Here is a 15,122-nt window from a genome sequence, read left to right as displayed (position 1 = left end):
TTTAAGTGATAATTAAAGCTTTTCTGCCAGATATTTTGCGGTAAAAGATTTATCGTTCTTTATAAGCTCTTCGGGAGTGCCAACTGCCAATAAATTACCCCCGTTCTCACCGCCTTCTGGGCCTAGGTCGATTAAATGGTCTGCACATTTTATCAGTTCGATATTATGTTCGATGACGACTACAGAATGCCCTTTAGAGATAAGGGCATTGAATGATTTTAATAGTTTCTGAATATCATGAAAATGTAAGCCTGTAGTAGGTTCGTCGAAAATAAATAGAGCTTTATCCTTTGTAGTGCCCTTAACCAAGAATGAGGCAAGTTTGATTCGTTGCGCTTCCCCTCCAGATAGGGTAGATGAGGACTGCCCCAAAGTAACATAACCCAGACCTACATCTTGAAGAGGTTTAAGCTTGTTGATAATCTTATTTTCACCATGAGCCTCAAAAAAAGAAATGGCATCATCAATGGTCATATTCAATACACCATCGATATTTACACCATTGAACCTTACTTCTAAGACTTCTTTCTTAAAACGTTTGCCCTCACAGGTATCACATTCTAAGTGTACATCGGCCATGAATTGCATTTCTACTGTTATCTCGCCTTCTCCTTTACATTTCTCACATCGACCACCATCTACATTAAAAGAAAAATGTTTGGGCTGGTAGGCTCTGATCTTACTTAGTTTTTGAGCTGCAAACAATGCTCTAATATCATCATAGGCCTTAATATATGTTACAGGGTTGGATCGTGATGATCGGCCAATAGGGTTCTGATCAACGAATTCAACATGCTTGATAGTTTTATAATTACCGTTGACACTGGTATATTGTCCCGCTTTTTCGCCGTAACCACCAACTTCCTTTAAGATAATAGGATAAAGTAACTTTTTGACCAAAGTACTTTTACCGCTACCAGAAACACCCGTGACCACAGTCAACATGCCCAGAGGAAATGTAACATCAATGTTTTTAAGGTTGTTTTCACGTGCCCCTTTAATTTCTATAAACTGATTAGAGGTTCTTCTTTCTTTGGGTACTGCTATTTCTTTTGAACCATTAAGGTAGCTGGCAGTCAGGGAGTTTGACTTCAAGATTTCGCTCAACGGGCCATAGGCCACCACTTCACCACCATTAGTGCCGGCCTCAGGGCCTATATCGATGACTTGGTCTGCCGCTTTCATTATATCTTCATCATGCTCAACCACAATTACGGTGTTGCCAAGATCTCGTAAAGATTTTAAGACATCGATTAAGTTTTCGGTATCTTTTGGATGAAGCCCTATACTGGGTTCGTCGAGTATATACATGCTTCCGACAAGGCTACTGCCCAAAGATGTGGCTAGATTGATTCGTTGGCTTTCACCCCCTGATAATGTATTTGATTTTCGATTAAGAGTTAAATAACTTAATCCTACTTTATATAAAAAGCCAAGCCGGGTATTTATTTCTTTTAATAATCGTGATGCAATCTGCTTATCATTATCATTTAAAGAGAGCTCTTCAAAAAAAGTAATAAGCTTTTTTATAGGGAGTTCGACCAAGTCGGAAATATTATGTCCGTCAACTTTCACATAGTCGGTTTCTTTGCGTAGCCTTCGTCCTTTACAAACGGTACATCGGGTTTTACCTCGATAACGCGAGAGCATCACCCGATTTTGAATTTTATAACTTTTCTCCTCTAAGGTATTGAAGAACTTATGAATACCGATAAAGTGCTTATTACCATCCCAAACCAATTGTTTTTGTTCCTCAGAAAGCTCGAACCAAGGTTTATGAATAGGAAAATCGAATTTGTAAGCGGAATTCACCAATTGGTCTCTGTACCAACTCATGCTCTCTCCACGCCATGGAGAAACCGCATTTTCGTAAATCGATAAGGCCGTATTCGGTACTACCAAATCTTCGTCGATACCTATAACATCGCCATATCCTTCACATTTTGGGCATGCACCGTAGGGGTTGTTGAAACTGAAGAGGTGAACATTGGGTTCTAAAAATGACATTCCGTCAAGTTCGAACTTGTTGCTAAATTGCATTTGTACCTCAGAATTCAAATCTTCGATAATACATTGGCCCTTTCCTTCGAAGAATGCAGTGTCGACAGCATTGGCCAACCGATTGTAGAAATCTTCATCGTCTTTTATGATTACCCGATCTACTACTAGGTCAAATTCTCGTGAAATATCTTCGGGTACGGCATCTATTCGTAAAACTTTTCTTTTATACTTTATTCGCGCATAACCTTGCTTCGAGAGCAATTGAAGCGATTTCAAGGTGTCTCTATTTTTATCTATTCTAATCGGTGCTAGTAAGAGTAGTTTGGTTCCCTCATTGTAATTCTTAACGTGCGTAATTACATCGGTCACCGTATTCTTTTTTACCTCATTACCTGAAATTGGGGAGTAGGTCTTACCAATTCTTGCGAATAGCAATTTCAGGTAGTCATAAATTTCAGTAGTGGTACCGACAGTAGACCGTGGGTTTGTAGAATTCACCTTCTGTTCGATGGCAATTGCTGGGGCTATACCTTTTATATAATCTACTTTAGGTTTATCAAGTTTGCCTAAGAACTGCCTCGCATATGATGAAAGACTTTCTACATAGCGACGTTGACCTTCGGCATAAAGTGTGTCAAATGCCAAACTTGATTTTCCAGATCCCGATAAGCCCGTGATTACTACTAATTTATTACGTGGTATTACAACATCGATATTTTTTAGATTGTGCAGTTTTGCACCTTTAATAATGATATTGTTTTTCGGATTGACCTCTAGTTCTACTGCCATTTTCATATATCTTTTGCAAAGATACGATGAACCATATTAAAAATAATTACGTATAAACCTATAGAGAATAAAAAATGGACGTATGAAATTTTTTTTATGAACCATTTAATTTTTTCTATATTTGAACCCAACAAAATGTTAATACGCCTATAGAATAAAATTACTTTTTAAAGTTTAGAACGATTGACTACGGCACCTTTTCCAATGGAATAGGAGGCTAGTTTTAACTAAAAAAGTAATTGCTATGGATGTACAACTCGAAGACTCCCTTCTCATTAAAAGATATATTGCCGGTGATGAAAAAGCACTGGAAGCCCTCATTGATAAGCATAATCAAAGATTGAGCAGCTTTATTTATTCAAAAGTAAATAGTCGCGATATTACCGAAGATATATTTCAAGATACCTTTATCAAAGTAATTAAGACCTTAAGAAGAGGTGCTTATAATGAAGAGGGTAAATTTTTGCCTTGGGTTATGCGTATTGCCCATAATCTTATCATAGACCATTTTAGAAAGAGTAGTAGAATGCCCATGTTCAATGGGGCAGATAGTTTCGATATCTTTTCTCTATTGGGTGATGATAAGCTAAATGCCGAGCGTCAAATTATCAAAGATCAGATTGATTGCGATTTGGGTATGTTGGTAAATGAATTACCTGCCGATCAAAGAGAAGTCTTGGTAATGCGTATTTATAAAGATATGAGTTTTAAAGAAATATCTGAGAATACCGGAGTCAGTATAAATACCGCACTCGGTAGAATGCGTTACGCCCTTATAAACCTTCGAAAAATAATTGAGCAGAACGATATTGTTTTAACGAATTAATCGGCCTTAGGTCGAAGGTATTTATTATATATATATTAGTGGCGTTATTATAGCATAACAATACCGATATAGATATGAGAAAAATTTACGTAACAGAAAAAAGTGAGAAGAATATTCAAATGGCAGATGAGTCAACGATAAAGTTTCTGTTAGATTATTCTAAATCGCTTAAGATAATAGAAGCTGAAGGCATCAAGTTTGAATCGAATATGAACTGATAGATAGGGTTCATAACTATAATATTAAAAAGCCTTGGTGATTAACACTAAGGCTTTTTCGTTGATATACACTGTATACGCTTGTCAATAGACTATAATAGAATAGGCTTCAACAAGAAGTTCAATATAATAGAAAGCCATAACATCTTGTTTTCAAAGGTTTTCGCATTTTCCAACGCACCACTTCTCGTTTTATTTTATTGAAAACAGAAAAAGTAGGGTTTCACATCATAAACTGGCAGTTTGACAACAATGTTTTTTCTGCAAGGCTCAATCTTTCTAGTTTTATCTCAGAAATAAACAAGCTACCCCTCAAAGGGTTAATAACCGAAAACATAACTAATGACCTCAAATCTTAACAAAAAAGCTGCACACATGAACCTACAGACCGAAGACTCAGTATTAGTAAGAGATTACATCGCCGGGGAAGAAAAAGCCTTGGAAATTTTAATCAACCGTCACAATCAAAGAATTTCAAGTTTTATCTATTCTAAGGTTTTAGATAAAGATATTACTGAAGACATTTTTCAAGATACCTTTATTAAAGTCATTCGTACGCTTAAGAAAGGAACTTACAGTGAAGAGGGTAAATTTTTACCTTGGGTTATGCGAATCGCCCATAACTTGATCATCGACCATTTTAGAAAGAACAAGAGAATGCCAATGTTCGAAGGAAATGATGATTTCAATATCTTTTCGGTAATCGGAGATGAAAAATTAAATGCTGAAAAACAATTGATCAAAGATCAAATCAACACAGATCTTAGACATTTGGTAGAAGAATTACCAGATGATCAAAAAGAAGTTTTAGAGATGCGCATCTACAAAGACATGAGCTTCAAAGAAATTTCTGAAAACACCGGAGTTAGTATAAACACGGCTTTAGGAAGAATGCGTTATGCATTGATCAACCTTCGCAAGATTATCGAAAAGCATAATATCGTACTGACAAATTAAAAGCGAGCCAAAACATATAACAATATTTCATATGTAGTTGCGTTATCCTTAGTATAACTATGCAACTATTATGGAAAAAATCTACTCTGATAACCTTGAAAGAGGTGAAATCGTAAAAACAAGTTCAGAGACAATCCAATTTTTATTGGGTTTCTCAAAGCAGTTACACGTTATCGAATACGAGAAGTTTCGATTTGAGAACAGTTTAAATTAAGAAGCAAAAAAGTCTCGCACTTATCGAGACTTTTTTGCTTTTTGATATTCTTGAAGCACAGACTTTCTACCGATAGTCTTTGTAATAATATCTTTGTCTAAATTCCAGCCCCTGGCTGGTGAATATTCCCTTCCGTACCAGATAATTTGAAGGTGCAAATCGTTCCATAATTCTTTTGCGAACAGTCTTTTGGCATCTTTTTCAGTTTGCACCACATTTTTACCATTCGAAAAACCCCATCGATACATTAAGCGATGTATATGGGTATCTACCGGAAAAGCGGGTATGCCAAAAGCTTGTGATACTACTACACTTGCGGTTTTATGGCCAACTGCGGGTAGTTCTTTCAAAAGTTCGATATCTGCAGGAACTTCTCCATTATACTTATCGATCAGTATTTTCGATAGTCCGTGAATACCTTTTGATTTCATTGGAGATAAGCCAACAGGTTTAATAATTTCTCGTATTTCCTCTACCGACAACTTTACCATTTTCCATGGGTTGTCGGCTCTTTCGAAAAGTACCGGAGTAATCTGGTTGACCCTGACATCGGTACTTTGAGCCGACATTAATACAGCTATCAATAGGGTATATGGGTCTTTATGGTCTAACGGAACCGGAATTTTTGGATATAATTCTTGTAAAGTTTTAATTGTAAACTCAACCTTTTCGGCTTTAGTCATTTTTACTTAGTTTCGTTTGATAATTAGAATAGAAATACGAATTTAACTTAAAATATCTACTCATATGTTGAAAGTGGGCGACCAGGTTCCGGAGTTCTTGTCAAAGGATCAAGACGAAACCATCATAAAATTATCGGATTATCAAGGCAAAAAATTAATTGTCTTTTTTTACCCAAGAGCAAATACTCCAGGGTGCACGGCTGAGGCCTGTAATCTGAGGGATAATTATAACGAATTGAAATCGGCTGGTTATGAGCTACTTGGGGTTAGTGCAGATACGGTTAAGAAGCAATCTAATTTCAAGGCAAAGTATGAGTTGCCTTTTCCTTTATTGGCCGATGAAGACCACACTGTTATCAATACATTTGGAGTGTGGGGACCAAAAAAATTCATGGGAAAAGAGTTTGAAGGCATTATTAGAACAACGTTTGTACTCAATGAAGAGGGTTTTGTCGAAAAGGTGATAGAAAAGGTTAAAACCAAAGATCACGCTGCACAAATCTTAGGTTAGAAATCAGTTTTACCCGGAGTAGGTTCAAAAAAAAAATCCCGAATATTCTCGGGATTTTTTTTGAGGTAATTTTTTAAACCTTATCGTCTTCGTCTTTTAGAAGCTTACGGGTAAAAAGATTTTTTTCTTTAATGGTGTCCGGTATACCTTCCGGTAACATATCTTCCCATCCCTCTTCGTCATTAATGATTTTCTTGAGAACATCCCTTGAAAAAATGTGCATAATTTCGGGGTCGTAATCAATAATATCCATCACCTTGCCATTATACTTAAAGAACTTATAAAGTTCTTTCATTCTCGGGTGAACCTTAGCATTGTTGCTGGTCATAATTTGACCGGTTTCTGCATTTTTCATTGGGTATAAGTACACCTGAAGTTCTTTAAAAAATAATTTTCCGAAGGCTTCTAAAATACCCCCACTAAGGTGTCGGTAATATTTCTCGTCGAAAATATCGACCAAATTGTTTACGCCCATGGTCAAGCCAATCTTGGCCTTGGTGTAATTATTCAAATATTCAACTAACTTATAATACTCTTGAAATTTAGAAATCATAACCGTATGGCCTAAAGCGCATAGCAGTTCTGCACGATCCATAAAATCTTGTTCGTCTATTTCACCCGATGCCTTTAAGTTAGAAAGGGTGATTTCGAAAATCACGATAGTATTATCTTGGTCTACTGCCTGATCTCTGACGAAAATATCGTGTGATTTATGAAACATATCCATATTCACCTTGGTCACAGGGCGAAAACTACCTCTAAGGGCCAGAATATTTTTCTTGTAGAGTACGGCTGCGGGTAACAAGTTATTTCCGTCTGGCCCGAACATAACCGCATCGGTCATGTCGTTACGAATCAGTTGAAGACTCATCAAGCGGTTGTCTACATCCTTGAAGTTAGGTCCTGAAAAATTGATCATATCTATCTCGACCGTATCTTTATCAATATGGTCGTATAAATATTTGAGCATTTTTCTTGGCTTATGGTATTTGTAAAATGCACCATAAATTAAATTAACGCCCAATATACCCAAGGTTTCTTGCTGCAAGCGTGCTTCGTTCTGTTTAAATCGTATATGTAAGACAATTTCATCGAATTCTTTCTGCTTAGGGTCTAATTGAAAACGAATACCGACCCAACCGTGGCCCTTATACCGTTTTGAGAAGTCTATGGTTGCGACCGTATTGGCATAAGAAAAGAACAAACGATCAGGGTGCCTATCTCTACTGATTCGTTCTTCCATCAATCGCATCTCATGCGAAAGCATTTTCTTTAAACGAGATTGGGTTACATAGCGACCATCGGTCTCGATACCGTAGACGGCGTCACTAAAATCTTTGTCATAGGCACTCATTGCTTTAGCAATGGTACCTGAAGCTCCCCCCGACCTAAAAAAATGTCTAGCAGTTTCCTGACCAGCACCTATCTCGGCGAAGGTACCATAGATATCGGGGTTTAGGTTGATTCTAAGGGTTTTAGCCTTTATTGAGGGAATGTTTTCGAAGGTGGAATCTCTTCTTAGAACTGAAGCCATTTTAACAATTTAGATGTAAACAAAGTTAATAAGATCGGGTAATCTATTAAATTATTTAGTTATAAATTTGAGAGCAGATGAAAGAGCCATTAAAAATCACTTTTTTGGGTACGGGCACTTCTCAAGGAATCCCTATAATAGGTAGCAAACACCCCGTTTGTTTAAGTACTGATACAAAAGATAAAAGGCTACGAGTCTCTATACTGGTTTCATGGAACGATTATAATTATGTTGTCGATTGCGGACCGGATTTTAGACAGCAGATGCTCACTCATGATGTCTCAAAGTTAGATGGTATTCTATTTACTCATGAGCATTCGGATCATACAGCGGGTCTAGATGATATTCGGCCCTTTTTTTTTCGACAAGGCGATATACCCATATATGCCCAGCAGCGTGTCTCCGATTCTCTTCGAAGACGTTTTGATTATATATTTACAGATGCCAATAGATACCCTGGTGCGCCAGCAGTTGCCGTTAATGTTATAGAAAAGGGTAAGTCTTTTTTTATTGGTGATATGAATGTAATACCGATCGAGGCCAATCACAATCGGGTTCAGGTTTTCGGCTTCCGTTTTTTCGACTTTACCTATCTGACCGATGTAAAGACCATCGATGATGAAGAAAAGGAGAAAATCTACGGAACAAAGGTATTAGTGGTAAACGCGCTACGGGAAGAAGCTCATCATTCACATTTTAATCTTGAAGAAGCCCTTAAATTTATTGAAGATATACGACCAGAAAAGGCTTATTTGACCCATATCAGTCATCTTTTGGGGTTTCATGAGGAAGTTGAAAAAAAATTACCTGCCGGTGTACATTTAGCGTACGATAATCTCGTTATAGAAGTATAAGTTGTTAAAACCTACAAGCTTTATGAAAAGTAAAATATTCCTTTACTTATTTATTTTTATGTCATTAATATGTCTCTATCTCTTCGTTAGTAGCGGTAACTTGGCCGAGGCGAAAGAAAAGAACATTTCAAATCTTCAAACGGAAATCGAAGAATTAAAAGATTCTGTGCGGACCTCACAGTTGAAAGTTCTTGAAATGCAATACTTTTCATTAGAAAATAATGATGATGCCCTAGCGTATTATGATCATTTAAACCTAGAAGACCCATCTCGATATATTGCCGATAAACTATTGGAAACTAACGAAAGTCAAGGCGATAATCCATTAATACCGTATGAGGGTATGGAAAGTGACTTTAAAATCAATAAAATTAAAGTGCTTAACCATAAATGGATACTGACCGACTTTTCAGATGGTAAGTATTGGGGCGAATTATTGATCAAGTATGAATTAAAGGATGATTTAGGAGTTGATTTCACTACCCTTGACCACCTGCTATACACGCGAAGCAATTAAGAGCTGTTTCTGTTTATAGAATACAAATAATCAAAATTTATCGATTAACCATTTGTTGAATGCGTAAAAATTTTGTGGTGAAACACCGTGACCTACGGGAAACTCTTCGTACACATGTTCAATGTCCAAATTTTTTAAAAATTCTGGAGCGCGTTGTGCCCATTCAGGGGGTATAACTTGATCTACCTGACCGTGAGAAGCATATATTTTTAATGAACTATGATCCTTATCCTTAAAATTTTCTTTTAGAATCGATTCGTTAATATAACCGCTTAGGGCAATTACATTTTTGATTTTTTCAGGATAGGATAAGGCAACAGAGTAGCTCAATATGGTACCCTGACTAAAGCCCAAAAGAGTTACTCTTTCATTATCGAGACCATAAGTGGAACAAGCCTCATCAATAAAAGAAACGATTTTCTCCCTTGAATCTTTAGCCTGCTCATCATCGCTCCATTTGCCTTGGTCCGCATCAAAATTAATAGCATACCACGCATGGCCAAATGGTTCCATAGGGTAGGGGGCACGAACGGAAACAATACAGAGTTCTTGAGGTAGTTCAGGGGCAAAGGAAAATAAATCTTCTTCATTGCTGCCGTAACCATGAAACATAAATAATACAGCGGGTTTACCTTCTTGAACCGAAGATGGTCGAATTAAATGTTCTAATGATAACGGGGCGGTAGTCATATTGATTTGGATTTGGGTTTGCTATTCTGAATTTGAGATATTAGTAGATTGAATTCGCCAATACTCTTTATAATGGGTGATGTACTTTACTATTTTCAATTGATAAATGTAAACCATTTTTGAAAATAGGGCCCAAGAACAGGAATAGATTGATATTTTTCTGTCAAGGCGCCCATAAAACCATAAAACCACAAGAGGGTGTAGCACAGCATTAAACCAAAAAATGAATACATGTTGCCCCAGTTACTCGAAAGTATTCCGAAGGCGATAAAAAGAAGATGCAGGCCAAAAGCTTGCCGAGTATGAAAACGGGTATATTCGTTTTTCGGTTCGGCGTTCATACTCATGGCTATCAAAGCCCCTACAATCGTAAAATATGCAATGATAGCGGCAGTCTTACCTTCCTTAATAGTATTCATAGGATTATAAAGGTCTTAAGATAATATAAACAATCAATCAGTAAACTCAACTTGCTTATTCACCGACAGTGCCAATAACCGGTAAGGGTTGCATCTTATCGTTAACCGCGTTAACAATGCCCAGAATTATTAAAACCAATAACAGCATACCTATAACCGTGGTTATAATGGAAAGTGAACCTGGCAGAAACCAAGAGAGAACCGAATTGGCAACCCCTGCAATTACTATTCGTACCGATTGCCCGATATGAAATTTCGCAAATTCATTGTTTTTACTATTGTTCATAAGATAGGCAACTATTAGCCCTATAAATGTTAAGTAACTGATGATAGCTATAGTTTTTCCTTCGTCTATCGTTGTCTGGTTCATGGTATTAATTTCAGTTGGTAAATACTCCTTTATTTATTGAGCCGTACACTCGGCCTTTTAACGTGCTATCGAGAAACATGCTGTTTTTAGAGGTTGAATTGATATCGTTATCTGAGAAAATATAATCCTCCTTCGGATTGCATAAAGCCAAGCATGCCAACTCACCTTCTTTTATTTGCGGAGTTTCGATGCCAAATCTTTCGCGACCTTTGGCTAGAAGTCCGATTGCCATTTCCGTACCTAAAATCTTGTTCAAAGCGCCAAATGCACTTTCAAGACCGATACTACCATAAGAGGCATTATCGAATTCGACCCGCTTTTCTTCAATATTCAATGGTGTGTGGTCGCTGGTCACAAAATCTATAGTCCCCTTCTTTAAGCCTTTAATTAGAGCTTTTGCGTCTTTTGTTGTTCTCAATGGAGGCATTACTTTATAGGAAGAATCGAAATCTTCAAGAACATCGTCGGTATAAAATAAATTATGAACAGCCACGCTGCAGGTAACATCTAGGCCTTTTTTCTTGGCATCTGCAATTATCTTCACAGAATTGGCCGTCGAGATTGTTGGTATATGCAACTTACCCCCGGTATATTCCAAAATAAATAAATCTCTTGCTAGTTGAAGCTCTTCCGCTAGGGCGGGTATTCCTTTTAATCCTAATTTAGTCGATATTTCACCTTCGTTAACAATACCCTTTCCTGCTATTTTAGCATCCAACGGATACGAAAGTAAAAGCCCATCAAAATTTTGCGTGTATTGTAAGCCAATCTTCAGCAAATTAGAATTTTTAAGAGGATTTTTATAATCATAGAAGCCAACTGCACCGGCATTTTTCATGTCATACAATTCTGCTAAATCTTCACCTTCACCTTTCATGGTAAGGGTACCCAAGGGATATAAATTTGTGGGCTGGTCTTTAGCGGCATTCTTAAGAAATACGATATCAGAACTACTGTCGGGCACCGGGTGACCGTTCGGGTTGAGTACTACATCGGTAAAACCACTCTTGGCGGCCGTATAAAGACCATTGGCAATAGTTTCACGTTCTTCAAAACCGGGTTCGCCAAAACTAACGCTGCTGTCGAACCAACCGATGGAGACGTGAAGGTTGTCATATTCAACAATTTTGGTCTTTGATTCTGGTTCTATTTTCGAAGCTATTTTGTCTATAGTCCCGTTTTTTATCAGAATGTCCCTAATCTTTAAATGAAGGTCCTTTTGGGTGTTATCAATTATTTTGGCCGATTTTAAAAGGATGTTCATTTAAGATATTTTTGAAGGAGTATTTCAACCATTAGCAAAATCAACGCTAAAATAATAAACCATTTCCAAAGCTCTGTTACGCGATTGTCCTTTTCCATAGATTCGAATAGCGTTGCTATTGATTCAGAATGGGTCGAAGCTTCTATTTCATTATAGTTTAAATAGTTCAGGTTACTTTCAGCTCTGTCAAAGTTGAAACTTATTTGATTGATAATATTATCTTGATCAATGATGTCAAAAATGCCATCGACATCTATTTCATCATTAAAGTTTAAGCTTACTTTATTTGTTAAAGACTGCTGCTGGGGGATCATTTCATAATCCTTCTTCGCAATCTTAAGTATGGCATCACTTGATAGTTGAATGGGTATATCAACGGTGTTAGACTCACCGAGTAAATTATATAATTGGGGAGTCTTAAGGCTATTGAGCGCCATATTATAGAATGTGGGAACGATTAAAGGTGAATTACGAAAGTTCGAAAAATCACCTGAAATTGGCGCCGTAAAGAAGTGAAAATTAGCTCCGGAAACCAGAAAAGGAGATTGGTCTTGGAAAGACAGCGCAGATGCCGCCGTTGATTGTAGAGCGAAGTGTTTTGTTGCCTTGGGATATTGAAAGTTCGAAATATTCTTTTCAAATACATTCTCGTATAACGGATGTTCAAATGAGATATGGGTTATCATTTTTTCCGTCGATGCAGCCGCACCATAAGTCACCCCAAAATTAGCGGTAAGAAGATGGTATGTGTTCGTTTCAATTTCCGCCGAAGGTATTACGACGAAGTGCCCCCCGGTTTGAACAAAGGCCTTTATACTTGTAGCCAAAGAACTCGGCATCGTGGGCAACTCATTAAGTATTATTAAATGTTGCTCTTCGATTTCCCTATAGTTCAGTTGTCTCAGGGTCGTTGTCGAAAATTGAAATTCTTCTTGAGAAAATATTCGCTCTAAATAATCACTGTTCGATGGGCCTATCGCAAGTACCCTTATTTTTTCTTTTTCCCCGATACTGAAATATAAATGATTGTCGTATTTAAGGCCTTGATCAATTACTTCTATTTTGCCTCTAAAAGATTCATTGTTAGAAATGGTGAAATTCACTTCCCCTTTTTTATTCCCATCAAATTTAGCTGAGGTTTTAGCTGTTAGGGTAGTATCGTTATAGAGTGATACTGGTATGCTTTTTAAATCAGTTGAGGTTGATAACGATGCACTTAGGTCAAGACGGTTGTCTGCAATACTCTTGATGTAAACGGAATCGATAGAGACATTAGCAGTGGATTCGGAAGTTAAGCGTACCAGATTAACTTTACCGTCATCGACTATATTTATTTCATTATCCCCCATTCTTTGCTGAAAATCAGAAACGAGTATTAAGTTTTTTTGTGTGCTGTCGTCCGAAGAAAAAAGGGTATTGGCCTTTAAGTATATTTCATTCAACCCTAATTGCTTATTCGTGAAAGCAAGCGATAGTAAATCGTTTTGAAGTTGCTCAATTGAGACATTTCTATAAGTGGACTTATTCGTGAAGAGCGAGAATTTTTGATTTTTTGGAATTGATTTAATCAATTGTTGAACCGCACTCTGTAAAATTGGTGCACCTTCGCTAGTTAACTGCATGCTAAAAGAATCATCAAGATATATTACGGTCTCTTTTTCTTTTAAGGCTTGTTTTTTTGCGAAGAAAGGTTGTGCGAATGCAATTACCATAGCTGCTAGAAGCAATAATCGAGTAATTAATAAGAGCCATTTCTTTAAAACATTGCTACGCCTAGACTCCACAACTACCTTTTTCAAGAATTTTACATTGGTAAAAGGCGTTTTTTTAAAACGGCGTAATTGAAAAAGATGAATAAAAATGGGAATCAGGAGAAGAAATAAGGCCCAAAGAAGTTCTGGATATTTAAACTGCATTTCCTGAATTGAGTGGGTAAAGATAGTCAAAAAAGGAGCAAGGCCATAAACTATTGATCAAGCCGATATTCACCTTTAAAAGAGCTGAAATACCCATGACATAATGTTCAAACTAGCAAAAAAAGAAAAAATCGACCAAAGTCTTATGTTCAAGCTTTGTTAAATAAGCCCTTATCATTTTTTGGGCATCTTCATTGGCAACGGTTATTACACTCTGAGGATTTTTAAACTCAGTCAATAATGAGAAATGATGCATTTCTTTACCATAAATTTCTTTACCGATTTTTTTTGGATTATCGCACAGCCAGTAAAAGTCAATGTTCCTTTTTTTCAAACCTTTAGCGATTTCTTTACCCTTAGACCCGGCACCCCATACGGTCAATACTTTTTTGGGGTCGTAGTCCAATTTCAAAAAGTAATGAAGTTTAATATCTAAAAAATAGTTTTGGGCGTAATGTTCACTGGTACGAGATGTTCGCGTATCATAATCACGCCACATATGAAGTATTTGATTGCAAGGTATACACTTGAAATTGTTTTCATAAAATCGGAAAGTAAGGTCGTAATCCTCTGGGTACCTATCAGGGGTAAATGCACCGCAATCGTCTAAATCTTCTCGGTAGGTCATCCAGCAAGGTGAAGGTATAACACATTCTTTATAGATTTCAGAATAATTATCACCTGTCTTAGTTAAATGATTCAGCCATTGCTCGTATCGTTCATAACCATTACTAATTCCTCTATGGGAAAAATAGCGTACTTGCCCTACGGCTAAATGTCCCTTTCCGTATTTTTTCAGGGAGCTGGCCATAACCTCCAACCGATTTTCTTTCATGATGTCATCAGAGTCCATTCTTGTTATCAAATGACCCGTGCTCAAACTGTAGGCAGTTCGAAGGGCTTCAATAATACCATTACCTTTATTGGAATATAGCTTAATGCGCTTGTCAATGTTTGCGAACCGTGCTACTATTTCTGCGCTACTATCTGTTGAATAATCGTTAACGGCCAAAACTTCCCAATTTTTGTAACTCTGATTGATGATGGACAGGAGACACTCTTCCAAATACTTCTCTGTATTCTTAAACGGAATTAAAATACTGACCAGCATATTCATAGGCTTACATGAGGAAGAACAAATTATAAGTTACGTCTTATTCTAATCAGTAAATATAAAATGTTTAGAAGAAGTATCCGATTAAATAAAGAATGGCCGACAAGCCAACTTTTATGAATTAGGAATTATCTTACTTGGGTTGTTGACCATTTTTTGATTTACAGTGCATAACAACTGAAATTTTAACCCCCTCATCGTTAAAGCAAATTATGGGGTCTCGTCAAAACTAAATTTAGAGCTGA

15 protein-coding genes are annotated in these 15,122 nt (G+C 37.0%); 6 read left to right on the top strand and 9 right to left on the bottom strand.

Translation table 11 applies throughout. The features are described from left to right. Window positions 1-12 precede the first annotated feature (12 nt). The gene (gene uvrA, locus IV512_RS10140; RefSeq protein WP_209403007.1) at window positions 13-2,790 is read right to left on the bottom strand and encodes an excinuclease ABC subunit UvrA; all 2,778 of its coding nucleotides are present in this window, start codon (window positions 2,788-2,790) and stop codon (window positions 13-15) included. 244 nt (window positions 2,791-3,034) lie between these two features. Between uvrA and IV512_RS10135 the strand changes: the two genes are divergently transcribed. The 3 genes from IV512_RS10135 to IV512_RS10125 all read left to right on the top strand — a co-directional run bounded on the left by IV512_RS10135 (window position 3,035) and on the right by IV512_RS10125 (window position 4,791). After that, window positions 3,035-3,616 carry an RNA polymerase sigma factor gene (locus IV512_RS10135; protein WP_209403005.1) on the top strand — a complete coding sequence of 194 codons (582 nt, stop codon included), beginning with the start codon at window positions 3,035-3,037 and terminating at the stop codon, window positions 3,614-3,616. Window positions 3,617-3,690: 74 nt separating this feature from the next. Continuing rightward, window positions 3,691-3,834, top strand: coding sequence for a hypothetical protein (locus IV512_RS10130; protein WP_209403003.1), 144 nt, complete (start codon window positions 3,691-3,693; stop codon window positions 3,832-3,834). A gap of 375 nt (window positions 3,835-4,209) precedes the next feature. After that, window positions 4,210-4,791: an RNA polymerase sigma factor gene (locus IV512_RS10125; RefSeq protein WP_100872415.1), complete on the top strand. Its 582-nt coding sequence runs from the start codon at window positions 4,210-4,212 to the stop codon at window positions 4,789-4,791. 234 nt (window positions 4,792-5,025) lie between these two features. Here IV512_RS10125 and nth read toward each other — a convergent pair whose 3' ends face one another. Further along, window positions 5,026-5,688, bottom strand: coding sequence for an endonuclease III (gene nth / locus IV512_RS10120; protein WP_209403001.1), 663 nt, complete (start codon window positions 5,686-5,688; stop codon window positions 5,026-5,028). A gap of 64 nt (window positions 5,689-5,752) precedes the next feature. Here nth and bcp point away from each other — a divergent pair, with 64 nt between their 5' ends. Then, window positions 5,753-6,199 (top strand): thioredoxin-dependent thiol peroxidase, encoded by a 447-nt coding sequence (gene bcp / locus IV512_RS10115; RefSeq protein ID WP_209403000.1) that lies wholly within the window; start codon window positions 5,753-5,755, stop codon window positions 6,197-6,199. A 73-nt stretch (window positions 6,200-6,272) separates the two neighbouring features. On the opposite strand, the gene IV512_RS10110 is transcribed toward bcp, so the two are convergent. Then, entirely contained in the window at window positions 6,273-7,733 is a 1,461-nt protein-coding gene (locus tag IV512_RS10110) for a TonB-dependent receptor (protein WP_209402998.1), read from the bottom strand. 77 nt (window positions 7,734-7,810) lie between these two features. On the opposite strand from IV512_RS10110, the gene IV512_RS10105 reads away from it, so the two are divergent. Together IV512_RS10105 and IV512_RS10100 are read left to right on the top strand one after the other, a co-directional pair. Next, window positions 7,811-8,587 (top strand): MBL fold metallo-hydrolase, encoded by a 777-nt coding sequence (locus IV512_RS10105; protein WP_209402996.1) that lies wholly within the window; start codon window positions 7,811-7,813, stop codon window positions 8,585-8,587. Window positions 8,588-8,609: 22 nt separating this feature from the next. After that, window positions 8,610-9,104: a hydrolase gene (locus tag IV512_RS10100; protein ID WP_209402994.1), complete on the top strand. Its 495-nt coding sequence runs from the start codon at window positions 8,610-8,612 to the stop codon at window positions 9,102-9,104. Window positions 9,105-9,134: 30 nt separating this feature from the next. On the opposite strand, the gene IV512_RS10095 is transcribed toward IV512_RS10100, so the two are convergent. The 6 genes from IV512_RS10095 to IV512_RS10070 form a co-directional block, all read right to left on the bottom strand. Next, window positions 9,135-9,794 (bottom strand): alpha/beta hydrolase, encoded by a 660-nt coding sequence (locus tag IV512_RS10095; RefSeq protein ID WP_209402992.1) that lies wholly within the window; start codon window positions 9,792-9,794, stop codon window positions 9,135-9,137. Between the two features lie 95 nt (window positions 9,795-9,889). Next, window positions 9,890-10,213, bottom strand: a complete 324-nt coding sequence (locus IV512_RS10090; protein WP_209402990.1) for a hypothetical protein — start codon at window positions 10,211-10,213, stop codon at window positions 9,890-9,892. A 55-nt stretch (window positions 10,214-10,268) separates the two neighbouring features. Beyond that, window positions 10,269-10,583 carry a hypothetical protein gene (locus tag IV512_RS10085; RefSeq protein WP_209402988.1) on the bottom strand — a complete coding sequence of 105 codons (315 nt, stop codon included), beginning with the start codon at window positions 10,581-10,583 and terminating at the stop codon, window positions 10,269-10,271. A 10-nt stretch (window positions 10,584-10,593) separates the two neighbouring features. Further along, window positions 10,594-11,847, bottom strand: a complete 1,254-nt coding sequence (locus IV512_RS10080; protein ID WP_209402986.1) for a dihydroorotase family protein — start codon at window positions 11,845-11,847, stop codon at window positions 10,594-10,596. Then, window positions 11,844-13,763: a BatA domain-containing protein gene (locus IV512_RS10075; protein WP_209402984.1), complete on the bottom strand. Its 1,920-nt coding sequence runs from the start codon at window positions 13,761-13,763 to the stop codon at window positions 11,844-11,846. Before IV512_RS10075 ends, IV512_RS10080 begins: the two co-directional genes overlap by 4 nt. Window positions 13,764-13,875: 112 nt before the next feature. Beyond that, window positions 13,876-14,880 (bottom strand): glycosyltransferase, encoded by a 1,005-nt coding sequence (locus IV512_RS10070; RefSeq protein WP_209402982.1) that lies wholly within the window; start codon window positions 14,878-14,880, stop codon window positions 13,876-13,878. Between the last annotated feature and the right edge of the window lie 242 nt (window positions 14,881-15,122).

This window comes from Pseudozobellia sp. WGM2, assembly GCF_017810075.1.
Taxonomy (GTDB): Bacteria; Bacteroidota; Bacteroidia; order Flavobacteriales; family Flavobacteriaceae; genus JADNYK01.
The sequence above is the reverse complement of the archived record's forward strand: the minus strand, read 5'-3'. Positions and strand labels throughout refer to the sequence as shown.

What these genes read in the sequence shown, in the direction of transcription:
- uvrA (WP_209403007.1), bottom strand. Translation starts at nt 2,790, where the DNA reads ATGGCAGTAGAACTAGAGGTCAATCCGAAAAACAATATCATTATTAAA.
- IV512_RS10135 (WP_209403005.1), top strand. Translation starts at nt 3,035, where the DNA reads ATGGATGTACAACTCGAAGACTCCCTTCTCATTAAAAGATATATTGCC.
- IV512_RS10130 (WP_209403003.1), top strand. Translation starts at nt 3,691, where the DNA reads ATGAGAAAAATTTACGTAACAGAAAAAAGTGAGAAGAATATTCAAATG.
- IV512_RS10125 (WP_100872415.1), top strand. Translation starts at nt 4,210, where the DNA reads ATGAACCTACAGACCGAAGACTCAGTATTAGTAAGAGATTACATCGCC.
- nth (WP_209403001.1), bottom strand. Translation starts at nt 5,688, where the DNA reads ATGACTAAAGCCGAAAAGGTTGAGTTTACAATTAAAACTTTACAAGAA.
- bcp (WP_209403000.1), top strand. Translation starts at nt 5,753, where the DNA reads ATGTTGAAAGTGGGCGACCAGGTTCCGGAGTTCTTGTCAAAGGATCAA.
- IV512_RS10110 (WP_209402998.1), bottom strand. Translation starts at nt 7,733, where the DNA reads ATGGCTTCAGTTCTAAGAAGAGATTCCACCTTCGAAAACATTCCCTCA.
- IV512_RS10105 (WP_209402996.1), top strand. Translation starts at nt 7,811, where the DNA reads ATGAAAGAGCCATTAAAAATCACTTTTTTGGGTACGGGCACTTCTCAA.
- IV512_RS10100 (WP_209402994.1), top strand. Translation starts at nt 8,610, where the DNA reads ATGAAAAGTAAAATATTCCTTTACTTATTTATTTTTATGTCATTAATA.
- IV512_RS10095 (WP_209402992.1), bottom strand. Translation starts at nt 9,794, where the DNA reads ATGACTACCGCCCCGTTATCATTAGAACATTTAATTCGACCATCTTCG.
- IV512_RS10090 (WP_209402990.1), bottom strand. Translation starts at nt 10,213, where the DNA reads ATGAATACTATTAAGGAAGGTAAGACTGCCGCTATCATTGCATATTTT.
- IV512_RS10085 (WP_209402988.1), bottom strand. Translation starts at nt 10,583, where the DNA reads ATGAACCAGACAACGATAGACGAAGGAAAAACTATAGCTATCATCAGT.
- IV512_RS10080 (WP_209402986.1), bottom strand. Translation starts at nt 11,847, where the DNA reads ATGAACATCCTTTTAAAATCGGCCAAAATAATTGATAACACCCAAAAG.
- IV512_RS10075 (WP_209402984.1), bottom strand. Translation starts at nt 13,763, where the DNA reads ATGCAGTTTAAATATCCAGAACTTCTTTGGGCCTTATTTCTTCTCCTG.
- IV512_RS10070 (WP_209402982.1), bottom strand. Translation starts at nt 14,880, where the DNA reads ATGAATATGCTGGTCAGTATTTTAATTCCGTTTAAGAATACAGAGAAG.